An 11,873-nucleotide genomic window follows, 5' to 3' on the forward strand; every position below is an offset into this window, starting at 1 on the left:
TCACCCCAGCGTGTGCCACTCGCGCTTATCCCGCGCCAGCAGTTCGTCGCCGGCCTCGGGGCCATCCTCCCCCGCCGCATACCCATGCACTTCGCCGCCCTCGGCCGCCCAGGCATCGAGGAACGGTTGCACCGCGCGCCAGCCGTTCTCGATGTTGTCGGCTCGCTGGAACAGGGTCTGGTCGCCGGTGAGGCAGTCGTAGATCAGCGTCTCGTAACCGGTCGCCGGGGTCATCTTGAAGAAGTCCTTGTAGGCGAAGCCCATCTCGACATTTTCCATCACCAGCTCCGGCCCCGGGCGCTTGGCCTGCAGGTCGAACCACATGCCTTCGTTGGGCTGGATCTGGATCTTCAGGTAGTTCGGCTTGGGCCGCTCCAGCTCGCTTTCGCGAAACTGCGCGTAGGGCGCCGGCTTGAAGCAGATGGCGATCTCGGTGTCGCGCACGCTCATGCGCTTGCCGGTGCGCAGGTAGAACGGCACCCCGGCCCAGCGCCAGTTGTCGATCATCACCTTGAGGGCCACGTAGGTCTCGGTCTGGCTGTGCGGGGCGACGTTGGCCTCCTCGCGATAACCGGGCAGTTGCTTGCGGCCCTGCTTGCCGGCGCTGTACTGGCCACGCACGGAATTGCGCAGGGCCATCTTGTGCGACCAGGGGCGGATGGCGCCGATCACCTTGGCCTTTTCACCGCGCACGGCGTCGGCGCCGAAGGCCGCCGGTGGCTCCATGGCGACCATGGCCAGCAACTGGAACAGGTGGTTGGGCACCATGTCGCGCAGGGCGCCAGTGTTGTCGTAGAACGCCCCGCGCGTCTCGACGCCGACAGTTTCGGCGGCGGTGATCTGCACGTGGTCGATGTAATGATTGTTCCAGAACGATTCGAACAGGCCGTTGGAGAAACGGCTGACCAGGATGTTCTGGACGGTCTCCTTGCCCAGGTAATGGTCGATGCGGTAGATCTGCCGCTCGTTCATCACCTTGAGCAGGCGGGCGTTGAGCGCCTCGGCGCTGGCCAGGTCAGTGCCGAAGGGCTTTTCCACCACCACCCGGCGAAAGCCCCCGCCCGACTCGTCGAGCAGGCCGGCATCGCCCAGGCGCTGGGCCACCTCGGGGAAGAAGCGTGGCGAGGTGGCCAGGTAGAAGATGGCGTTGCCGTGGCGCGTCTTGTCGATGCGCCGGGCCAGGGCCTGGTAAGTCTGCGGATCGAGGAAATCGCCGGTCTGGTAGTCCAGGCGCTTGGCCAGGCGTGCCCAGAGCTTCTCGTCCAGGCACTTGCCGGCATCGCGCTCGGCCATGAAGGCATGCAGGCGCTCGGCGAACGCCTCGGCCGTGGCGGCATTGTGGTCGACCCCGACGATGCGCATGTTGCGATCGAGCAGGCCGTCACGGCTGAGGTTGTACAGCGCCGGCATCAGCAGGCGCTTGACCAGGTCGCCGCTGGCGCCGAACAGGAACAGGGTGCAGGGCGGCGCAGCGGGGATGGTCGATTTGCTCATTCAGTCCTTCTTCTTCTCGACGTGGCCGCCAAAGCCCAGGCGCATGGCGGAAAGGATCTTGTCACCGTAGGTGCCCTGCTGCTGGCGCGAGCGGAAGCGGGCGAACAGCGCGCTGGACAGCACCGGCACCGGCACGGCCTGCTCGACGGCGGCGTCGATGGTCCAGCGGCCTTCGCCGCTGTCGGACACCGAGCCACTGAACTCGGTCAGTTGTGGGTCGGCGACCAGCGCGTCGGCGGTCAGGTCCAGCAACCAGGAGGTGACCACGCTGCCGCGGCGCCACACTTCGGCGATCTCGGCCACATTCAGGTCAAAGCGCTGGTCCTCCGGCAGTTCCGGGCCGCCCTTGCTGCGCAGCAGGTCGAAGCCTTCGGCGTAGGCCTGCATCAGGCCGTACTCGATGCCGTTGTGCACCATCTTCACGTAGTGGCCGGCACCGGGCGGGCCGGCGTGGATGTAGCCGTGCTCGGCGCGCTCGTGCTCGCCGCTGCGGCCCTGGGTCCGCGGAATGTCGCCGACGCCCGGGGCGAGGGCCTTGAACAGCGGCTCCAGGCGCTCGAACACCGCCTTCTCGCCGCCGATCATCATGCAGTAGCCACGGTCCAGGCCCCACACGCCGCCCGAGGTGCCGACGTCGAGGTAGTGCAGGCCACGCTTGCCCAGTTCGGCGGCGCGGCGCACATCATCCTTGTAGAAGGTGTTGCCGCCATCGATGATGGCGTCGCCCGGCTCGAGCAGGTCGGCGAGCTGGGCGATGGTCTGCTCGGTGATTTCGCCCGCCGGCAGCATGACCCATACTGCCCGCGGCGCCTTGAGTTTCTGCACCAGCGCACCCAGGTCGTGGGCGCCCACGGCACCTTCGCCTTCCAGGGTGGTGATGGCTTCGCGGTTGCGATCGTGGACCACAGTGCTGTGACCTGCGCGCATCAGGCGCCTTGCGATATTGCCGCCCATGCGGCCAAGCCCGATGATTCCCAGTTGCATGTGACGACGCTCCCGTTGGTTTTGCTTTACAACAATTGACGATTTCAGATTAGTCCAGCGTTCTGGCGGAGGGTTCACCGACGAACGGGGAGACAACGATAAACAAAAAAGTTCCCAAGGGCCTGCGAAGAATTCAGAATGCGCGCCGCGCGAAGCGACTACGCTTCAAATTGTCACCAGCCATGCGAGGTGTGCCATGGGTACCCTGATGCCAGCCACTCCCACCCAGACCCTCTATGTCACCGTGCGCCGCGACGAGCTGCGCCAGTTGAAGGACGAACGTGACCAGTTGCGTCAGCAGGTCGCCCAGCTGAACCTGCTGCTCGAGCAGGCCCGCGTGCACGGCAAGGCCGCCGGTCTCTGATTCACCCTTCCTGTGTGGGAGCACCTTGGCTCCCACCCGCTCACTGACGCCCTTTCTTGTTGCCGTATCGCGCCCGTAGCGGGTCGAACCCTGACGTAGCGCTGCGACCCTCATATTTTGCAACAACTCGCCAACGTTTGCGCGGGCAAACGTCCGCGAGAAACATGACCAACGGGTCACTTTTCTTGCATTTGGTCTCCTACACTGCAGTTTCGGCCCGCGTTTTGCTCATAAAAAAGTGACGTAAAAAAGTCGAACTTTGCAAAGCACGGGCAGGTCAGGACTTAAGTGGGCCGGTGCAAAAGGACTTCCTCACGCCAGGCCCGCCCACCCCAACCAGTCCATACGTCTTTCGGCCGGAATGCCGAACGTGCCGTGCCTGCGCGCACGAATCTGGGGCAAGGACCGCACTACGAAGATGCAACAACGATCAGAGAGCACACCCACGAGCCAACGTTAAGCACACACCAGAACAAGGGACGGAGAGAAGTATGATCAGTGCCGCTGTCGAACCTCACGTAGAATCATTCAACCCGGATAGCCGCGAGCCGCTGCCAGCGGCGCTCGCTCCGACAGTCAAGGCACCCGGCGCCCAGCGCCAGCACAATCCGAACAAGCGCAAGATCCTGTTCGTCACCTCGGAGATCGCCGACCTGGTCAAGACCGGCGGCCTGGGCGACGTGTCCTCCGCCCTGCCCCGCGCCCTGGCGCATTTGCACGATGTGCGGGTGCTGATCCCCGGTTACCGGCAGGTAATGGAAAGCGACAACCCCATCCATATCGTCGGCGAACTGGGTGGCCACGCAGCCCTGCCACCGTGCAGGATCGGCCGCATGGACCTGGCCGACGGCCTGGTGATCTACGTGCTGATCTGCCCCGAGCTGTACCAGCGCGACGGCACGCCCTACGGTGCCAACAACGGCCGCGACTGGCCCGACAACCATATCCGCTTCGCCCGCCTGGGCTTGGCGGCGGCGGAAATCGCGGCTGGCGAAGGCATGGCCCACTGGCGCCCCGACCTGGTGCACGCCCACGACTGGCCGGCCGGGCTGGCCCCGGCCTACATGCACTGGCGCGGCTTGAGCACCCCGACCCTGTTCACCATCCACAACCTGGCCTATCAGGGCGTGTACAGCCGCGGCTGCAGCCCGGAGCTGGCGATCCCCGACCACGCCATGCAACAGGAAGGCATGGAGTTCTACGGCAAGCTGTCGTTCCTCAAGGCCGGCCTGGCGTACTCCAGCCACATCACCACGGTCAGCGCCACCTATGCCCGGGAGATCACCACCCCCGAGTTCGGCTGCGGCCTGGACGGTTTCCTGGCCAGCAAAGCCCAACAAGGGCTGCTCGGCGGCATCCCCAACGGCATCGATGAAAGCTGGGACTCGGCAACCGACCAGCACCTGCACCACAATTTCAGCCTCAACGACTGGGCCGGCAAGGCGCGCAACGCCCAGCAGGTACGTGAGCTGTTCGAACTGGAGCCGTCGGACGGTCCGCTGTTCGCCGTGGTGTCGCGGCTGGTCTACCAGAAAGGCCTGGACCTGACCCTGGGGGTGGCCGACTACATCGTCCAGCAGGGCGGCCAGATCGCCATCATCGGCCGCGGCGAAACCGAGGAGGAACAGGCCATGCGCGAGCTGGCCCTGCGTCATCCGGGCCGTATCGGCGTGCGCATCGGCTTCAACGAGACCGACGCCCGGCGCATGTTCGCAGGCAGTGACTTCCTGCTGATGCCGTCGCGCTACGAGCCTTGCGGCCTGAGCCAGATGTACGCCCAGCGCTTCGGCTCGCTGCCAGTGGCGCGCAACACCGGTGGGCTGGCCGACACCATCGAGAACGGTGTCACCGGCTTTTTGTTCGACGATTCGACCGTCGACAGCTACCGCGAGGCCCTGGCCCGCGCCTTCTACGTGTACGGCAAGAAGAGCCTGTTGAACGCCATGCGCTGCCTGTCGATGACCCAGCCGTTCAACTGGTGCCAGGCGGTGGAGCCCTATGCACGCCTGTACGAGGACTTGGTCAAGCAGGCGCAGCACAGCCACTACTGAGCGGGGAATTGAAGATGCACAGGCATGGCGCACACCTGCTGGACGCCACGTCGGCGCGCTTCGCCCTCTGGGCGCCGGATGCGCGCAGCGTGAGCGTGGAACTGGAGCAGCAGCCGGCGATCGAGCTGTTGCCCGACGGTGACGGCTGGTACACCGGCGTGGCCCCGTGCCGGGCCGGTGACCGTTACCACTACCGTATCGACAATGCACTGAAGGTGGCCGACCCGGCCTCGCGCTACCAGCCCGATGGCGTACAGGGGCCGAGCCAGGTGGTGGATGTGGCCAGCTACGCCTGGCGACACCCCTGGCAGGGCCTCCCCTGGCACGAAGCGGTCATCCAGGAGCTGCATGTCGGCTTGCTCGATGGCTACGTCGGGGTGGCCCGGCACCTGCCGCGTCTGGCCGAACTGGGCATCAGCGCCGTCGAACTGATGCCGCTGGGACAGTTCCCTGGCGAGCGGAACTGGGGTTACGACGGCGTGCTGCCCTATGCGCCGCAAAACACCTATGGCAGTCCCGAGCAATTGTGTGAGCTGGTCGACCAGGCACATGGCCAGGGGCTGATGGTGCTGGTCGATGTGGTGTACAACCATTTTGGCCCCGACGGCAATTACCTGCAGCAGTACGCCAGCCCATTCTTTCGCGAGGACCGGCAGACTCCCTGGGGTGCAGCCATCGACTTCCGTCGCCCGCAGGTGCGCGAGTACTTCATCCAGAACGCCCTGATGTGGTTGTGCGACTACCGCATTGATGGCCTGCGCCTGGATGCCGTGCACGCCATCGATCAGCCCGACTTCCTGGTCGAGTTGGCGCAACGGGTACGCGCGGCCGTGGAGCCGGGCCGTCACGTATGGCTGGTGCTGGAAAACGAGCACAACCAGGCCGCACTGCTGCAGCAAGGCTTCGACGCGCAGTGGAACGACGATGGCCACAACGCCCTGCATGTGTTGCTGACCGGCGAGACCGAAGGCTACTACGCCGACTACAAGGACCGACCGATCAACCAGCTGGCCCGCTGCCTGGCCGAAGGCTTCGTGTTCCAGGGCCAACCCGACCGCCACGGCACGCCCCGCGGCGAGCCCAGCGGCCACCTGCCACCGAGCGCCTTCGTGCTGTTTTTGCAGAACCACGACCAGATCGGCAACCGCGCCCTGGGTGAACGCCTCACCCGCCTCTGCCCACCGCCGGCCCTGCGCGCCGCCACCGCGCTGCTGCTGCTGGCGCCGATGATCCCGCTGCTGTTCATGGGCGACGACGACGGCAGCCGTGAGCCGTTCCTGTTCTTCACCGATTTTCACGATGAGCTGGCCGACGCCGTGCGTGAGGGCCGCCGCGGCGAGTTCGCCCATTTCGACGCCTTCGCCGATCCGCACAAGCGCGAGCAGATACCCGACCCGAATGCCGAGGCGACCTTCGCCTCATCCAGGCCCCGGCAACGGAATGTACTGGCCGGCTGGCACGGTCTGTACCAGCAATTGCTCGACCTGCGCCGGCGCCATGTCGTACCGCACCTGCCCGGCGCACGCGCCCTCGGCAGCGAGGTGCTCGGCGACCAGGCGCTGACCGCCCGCTGGCGCCTGGGCAATGGCGACGAGCTGCGCATCGACCTCAACCTCGCCGCCCAACCCCAGCCGGTCGCGCTGCCCGCCCTTCAGCGGCGCCTGTACGACAGCAGCGACAACGCCCACCCCGACTCGGCCCTCGCCGCGCACAGCTGCGTGGTCAGCCTGCTGCCCCCCCGACCAGGAGACGCCATGAGCGAACAGCCCCTCCACCGCCTGGCCGCGCGGGTCGGCCTGGCCCGCGACTGGATCGACGCCAACAACCGCCCGCAGCAGGTCAGCGACGAGGTATTGCGCCGAGTGCTCGCAGGCCTCGGCCACCCGGCCGGCGATGCCGCCGCCATCGCTGCCAGCCTGCGCGCCGTCGAGCAAGCCGAGGACAGCGAGCACCTGCCGCCACTGCTGACCGTCGATATCGGCCAGCCCCTGGACCTGCGGCGCTATTTCACCGCCGACCGCCAGGCGCACTGCACACTGGAGGACGGCAGCCTCCGCCACCTGGCCCTGGACACCCAGGCGCGGTTGCCGGGCGAGCTGCCGCTGGGCTACCACCGGGTTGACATCGATGGCCGCAGCTTCAGCGTGGCCGTGGCGCCGCCGCGCTGCCATGCCCTGGAGGACCGCGTCGAGCAGCAACCGCCGCGCTGCTGGGGCATCGCGGCGCAGCTGTACAGCCTGCGCCGCCCCGGCGATGGCGGCTACGGCGACTGCCTGGCCCTGGAGCAACTGGCGCGCAACGCCGCAGAGCGCGGCGCCGATGCCTTGGCGATCAGCCCGATCCACACCCTGTCGGCGTTCGATCAGCGCCACTTCAGCCCCTACTCGCCCTCCAGCCGGCTGCTGCGCAACGTGCTGTACGCCAGCCCCGGTGTGGTCTTTGGCGAGCGCGAGGTGCGCATGGCCATCGAGGCCTGCGACCTGCAGGCGACCCTCGACACGCTGGAGCAGCAGGCGCTGGTGGACTGGCCACGGGCCGCCGATGCCCGCCTGCGCCTGCTCGAGGCGCTCTACCGGCAGTTCAGCCAGGGCGAGCATCCATTGCGCGAGGATTTCGAGAGTTTCCGCGCCAGCGCCGGCGAGCGACTGGAGCACCATTGCCGCTTCGAAGTGCTGCAGGCGGAAGCTGTCAGTACGGGCCTGGGCGCCGACTGGCGCCGCTGGCCCAAGGCCTGGCACGACCCCTACCACCCCGAGGTCGAAGCCTTCGCCAACGCCTATCCGGCGCGGGTCGAGTTCCACGCGTTCTGCCAGTGGCTGACCGAGCGCAGCCTGCAGCGGGCCCAGGACGCGGCGCGCGGCAACGGCATGGCGGTAGGCCTGATCGCCGACCTGGCGGTGGGGGCCGACGGCGCCGGCAGCCAGGCCTGGAGCCGCCAGGACGAACTGCTGGCCGAGCTCAAGGTCGGCGCGCCACCGGACATCCTCAACCGCTCCGGCCAGGATTGGGGCATCTGCGCCTTCTCCCCCGAAGGCCTCAGGCGCAACGGCTACCGCGCGTTCATCGAGATGCTGCGGGCCAACCTGGCCCATGCCGGTGGCCTGCGCATCGACCATGTGATGGGCCTGCGCCGGCTGTGGCTGATCCCCCGCGGCGCCAAGCCGAGCGAAGGCGCCTATCTGGACTATCCGCTGGACGACCTGCTGCGCCTGCTGGCGCTGGAATCGGCGCGACACCAGGCGATCATCCTCGGTGAAGACCTGGGCACCGTGCCCGAGGGCCTGCGCGAACGCCTGGCCGACAAGGCCGTGCTGGGCATGCGCGTGCTACCGTTCGAGCAGGCCGCGCCCGGACAGCTCAAGCCGATCCTCGACTGGCCGGACAATGCCCTGGCCACCACCGGCACCCACGACCTGGCGCCCCTGGCCGGTTGGCTGGCGGGCCGCGACATCGACTGGAGCCATCGCCTGCAACTGATCGACGCCGCCACCGAGCTGCACTGGCGCCACACCCGGGCCCTGGAACGCGACGGCCTGCGCCGCACCCTGGAGCAGAACTACGGGCCACTGCGCGGCGACGACGCGCTGATCGACGCGGCGATCCGCTATGTTGGCCACACCCGCGCCCCCCTGGTACTGGTGCCGCTGGAAGACCTGCTGGGCAGTGACGAGCAGGCCAACCTGCCCGGCACCACCGAAGGCCACCCCAACTGGCGCCGGCGCTTCAAGGCGCCAGCATGCGATCTGCTCGACGACGAGGACGCCGCCCGCCGCCTGGAGCTGCTGGCCCAGGCTCGCGAACAGGCCTGGGAGCGTGACCGATGAAACCGTTGACCGCGACCCTGCGACTGCAACTGCACAGCGACTTCACCCTGGATGACGCGGTGCCGCTGGTGCCCTACTTCGCCCGCCTTGGCATCAGCCACCTGTACGCTTCGCCGATCCTCACCGCCCGCGCCGGTTCCCGGCATGGCTACGACGTGGTCGACCCGACCCGGGTCAACCCGGAGCTTGGCGGCGAGGCGGCGCTCGAACGCCTGGTGGCCGTCTTGCGCCAGCACGGCATGGGGCTGATCCTCGACACCGTGTCCAACCACATGGCCGTCGGCGGCGCCGACAATCCCTGGTGGCAGAGCCTGCTGGCCTGGGGCCGGCGCAGCCCCTATGCGGAATTCTTCGATATCCAGTGGCATTCCAGCGACCCGTTGCTGGCCGGGCAACTGTTGCTGCCGTTCCTGGGCAGCGATTACGGCGCGGCCCTGCAAAACGGCGAGATCCCGCTGACCTTCGAGGCGCCACAGGGGCGTTTCGAGGTGGCCCACCATGAACATCGCTTCCCGATCTGTCCGCTGGACTACGGGCGCATCCTCGATCAGGCCGAGGATCCGCGCCTGCAGGCACTGGCCGCGCACTTCAGCGCCCTCGGCGAGGCTGACGACCCACTGGCCGCGGCCCTGTCCCTGCAGCACGAGCTGGCGCGCCTGGCCGCCGCCGGCGCGGACCTGCAAGCGGCCCTCGGCGCCTTCGACAGCCGCACCGAGGCCGGTTTCAAGCGCCTGCACCTGCTGCTGGAACGCCAGACCTACCGCCTGGCCAGCTGGCGCACCGCCGCCGACGACATCAACTGGCGGCGCTTCTTCGACATCAACGAACTCGGTGGCCTGCGCGTCGAGCGCGCGGTGGTGTTCGAGGCCACCCATGCCAAGCTGTTCGAGCTGATCGAACGCGGCCTGGTGGACGGCCTGCGCATCGACCATATCGATGGCCTGGCCGATCCGCGACGCTACTGCCGCAACCTGCGCCGCCGGGTCGACCGCTTGCTGGCGCGACGGCCACTGGATGCCGCACTGGCGCACTTCCCGATCTATGTGGAGAAAATCCTCGGCACCGACGAACACCTGCACCGCGACTGGCTCACCGACGGCACCACCGGCTACGAGTTCATGAATCAGGTGTCGTTGCTGCAGCACGATCCCGCCGGCGAGGGGCCGCTGGGCGAGTTGTGGAACAGCGTCAGCGAGCGCCCCGAGTTCGCCGAGGAGGTGCGCACTGCCCGCCACCTGGTACTCAACGCCAGCCTGGCCGGCGACTGCGAGTCGGTGGCCCAGGCCCTGCTGCAAGTGGCTCGCGACGACCTGATGACCCGCGACCTCACCCTCGGCGCCATTCGCCGGGCGCTGCAGGCGCTGGTCGAGCATTACCCGGTGTACCGCACCTACATCAACGCCTGTGGCCGCCCCGCCGAGGACGAGGCGTTTTTCCAGCAGGCGTTGGCCGGGGCGCGGCAGTCACTGGGCGAAGCCGACTGGCCGCTGCTCGAGCAGCTAGAGCGCTGGCTCGGTGGCCAGCCGTGGCGCCGCTTGCCGCCGGGCCGGCCGCGCAAGCACCTGCGCCATGCCTGCGTGCGCTTCCAGCAACTGACCGCGCCCAGCGCCGCAAAGGCCGTCGAGGACACCGCGTTCTATCGCTCGGCCCGCCTGCTGTCGCGCAACGACGTGGGCTTCGACGCCGAGCGCTTCAGCGCCGCGCCGGCCTGGTTCCACAACGAGGCCCAGCGCCGCCTGCGCGACTTCCCCGACAACCTGTTGGCCACCGCCACCCACGATCACAAGCGCGGCGAGGATTGCCGGGCGCGCCTGGCCGTGCTCAGCGAGCACGGCCCCTGGCTGGCCAGCCGCGTCGAGCACTGGCGCGAGCTGGCCGCGCCGCTGCGCGAAGCACTGGACGATGGCGAGGCCCCCAGCCCCGCCGACGAACTGCTGCTGTTGCAGACGGTGCTCGGCAGCTGGCCGCTGACCCTCGACCTGCATGACCCAACGGCCCTGCGCGCCTATGCCGAACGCATCCGCCAATGGCAGCGCAAGGCCCTGCGCGAAGCCAAGCTGCGCAGCAGCTGGGCCGCGCCGAACGAGCGCTACGAGCAGGCCTGCGCGGCCTATGTCGACGGCCTGCTGCTGAACGACGAAAACCAGCAGTTGCGCCAGTCCCTGCACGAAGCGGCGCGCCGCCTGGCCTGCCCCGGCGCCTTGAACGGCCTGGTGCAGTGCCTGTTGCGCATGACCACGCCCGGCGTGCCGGATCTTTACCAGGGCAACGAGTACTGGGACCTGTCGCTGGTCGACCCGGACAACCGCCGCCCGGTGGACTACCCTGCAAGACGGGCCAGCCTGGACGACGCAACGCCCCTGGCCGATCTGCTCGCCCACTGGCGCGACGGCCGCCTCAAGCAGGCCCTGGTGGCCCGGGTGCTGGACGCCCGCCAGGCCCACCCCGAACTGTTCCAGCGTGGCGCCTACCTGCCGCTTGCCGTGCGCGGGCGCCATGCCGACAAGGTGCTGGCCTTCGCCCGCCTGGGCGAGGACGCCCGCGCCATCATCGTCGTACCGCGGTTGGCCAGCGCCCTGCTGGGCCCGGCCACCACCCCGTTGATCCCGGCACAGAACTGGGACGACACCCGGCTTGTCCTGCCGTTTGCCTTGTCGCCTGCCAACTGCTCGGGACTTTTCGGCGGCGGTGCTGTCACCCCTTCAAGGGAACTGATGTTGAGCACCGTGCTGATGGAGTTTCCAGTCAATGTGTTGATTGAACATGCCTAACTGCATTCAGGAGTGTCGAGATGAGCGTCGAAGAAAAACGAATTCGCGAGTTCGCCTATCAGATCTGGGAGTCGGAGGGTAAGCCCGAGGGGCGCGAAGAGGAACATTGGGACAAGGCCCGCAAGCTGGCCGAAGCCGAGGCGCTGGCGCCCAAGACGCCACCGCGCAAGAAGGCGGCGGCAAAACCCAAGCCCACCACTGCCGTGGAAAAACCGCTGGCGGTGAAGAAGCCCAGGGCAGTGAAGAAGCCGGCAAGCTGATTGCCTTGTAGCGCCTGTACCGGCCTCATCGCTGGCAAGCCAGCTCCCACAGGGTCCGTGCAGACTTCTCGAGTACCGCTGTACCTGTGGGAGCTGGCTTGTCGTAGCGACGATCCGCAGCAATG

At 67.7% G+C, this 11,873-nt stretch carries 7 protein-coding genes and 1 pseudogene; 6 read left to right on the forward strand and 2 right to left on the reverse strand.

Translation table 11 applies throughout. From position 1 onward, the window contains the following. Together zwf and gnd are read right to left on the reverse strand one after the other, a co-directional pair. Positions 1–1,494: a glucose-6-phosphate dehydrogenase gene (gene zwf, locus CC207_RS17020; RefSeq protein ID WP_062359462.1), complete on the reverse strand. Its 1,494-nt coding sequence runs from the start codon at positions 1,492–1,494 to the stop codon at positions 1–3. Beyond that, entirely contained in the window at positions 1,495–2,514 is a 1,020-nt protein-coding gene (gene gnd, locus CC207_RS17025) for a phosphogluconate dehydrogenase (NAD(+)-dependent, decarboxylating) (RefSeq protein WP_256206016.1), read from the reverse strand. A 160-nt stretch (positions 2,515–2,674) separates the two neighbouring features. On the opposite strand from gnd, the gene CC207_RS27170 reads away from it, so the two are divergent. The 6 genes and pseudogenes from CC207_RS27170 to CC207_RS17050 all read left to right on the forward strand — a co-directional run bounded on the left by CC207_RS27170 (position 2,675) and on the right by CC207_RS17050 (position 11,748). Then, complete coding sequence (locus CC207_RS27170; protein WP_172402379.1) at positions 2,675–2,842, forward strand: DUF6026 family protein; 168 nt, start codon at positions 2,675–2,677, stop codon at positions 2,840–2,842. 491 nt (positions 2,843–3,333) lie between these two features. After that, positions 3,334–4,893, forward strand: a complete 1,560-nt coding sequence (gene glgA, locus CC207_RS17030) for a glycogen synthase GlgA (RefSeq protein ID WP_088852459.1) — start codon at positions 3,334–3,336, stop codon at positions 4,891–4,893. 14 nt (positions 4,894–4,907) lie between these two features. After that, positions 4,908–6,632 (forward strand): annotated as a pseudogene (gene treZ, locus CC207_RS17035) (malto-oligosyltrehalose trehalohydrolase); the annotation flags it as partial. A 15-nt stretch (positions 6,633–6,647) separates the two neighbouring features. Continuing rightward, positions 6,648–8,717, forward strand: coding sequence for a 4-alpha-glucanotransferase (gene malQ, locus CC207_RS17040; RefSeq protein ID WP_028692578.1), 2,070 nt, complete (start codon positions 6,648–6,650; stop codon positions 8,715–8,717). Continuing rightward, positions 8,714–11,488: a malto-oligosyltrehalose synthase gene (locus CC207_RS17045; RefSeq protein WP_088852460.1), complete on the forward strand. Its 2,775-nt coding sequence runs from the start codon at positions 8,714–8,716 to the stop codon at positions 11,486–11,488. The genes malQ and CC207_RS17045 overlap by 4 nt, the downstream gene beginning before the upstream one ends. 20 nt (positions 11,489–11,508) lie before the next feature. Then, positions 11,509–11,748 (forward strand): DUF2934 domain-containing protein, encoded by a 240-nt coding sequence (locus CC207_RS17050; RefSeq protein WP_028692580.1) that lies wholly within the window; start codon positions 11,509–11,511, stop codon positions 11,746–11,748. The last annotated feature ends 125 nt before the right edge of the window (positions 11,749–11,873 follow it).

The sequence above is a fragment of the Pseudomonas sp. DrBHI1 genome (genome assembly GCF_002205115.1).
Classification (GTDB): Bacteria; Pseudomonadota; Gammaproteobacteria; order Pseudomonadales; family Pseudomonadaceae; genus Aquipseudomonas; species Aquipseudomonas mosselii.

Coding starts and splice junctions, on each gene's coding strand:
- zwf (WP_062359462.1), bottom strand. CDS start 1,494: ATGAGCAAATCGACCATCCCCGCTGCGCCGCCCTGCACCCTGTTCCTG.
- CC207_RS27170 (WP_172402379.1), top strand. CDS start 2,675: ATGGGTACCCTGATGCCAGCCACTCCCACCCAGACCCTCTATGTCACC.
- glgA (WP_088852459.1), top strand. CDS start 3,334: ATGATCAGTGCCGCTGTCGAACCTCACGTAGAATCATTCAACCCGGAT.
- malQ (WP_028692578.1), top strand. CDS start 6,648: ATGAGCGAACAGCCCCTCCACCGCCTGGCCGCGCGGGTCGGCCTGGCC.
- CC207_RS17045 (WP_088852460.1), top strand. CDS start 8,714: ATGAAACCGTTGACCGCGACCCTGCGACTGCAACTGCACAGCGACTTC.
- CC207_RS17050 (WP_028692580.1), top strand. CDS start 11,509: ATGAGCGTCGAAGAAAAACGAATTCGCGAGTTCGCCTATCAGATCTGG.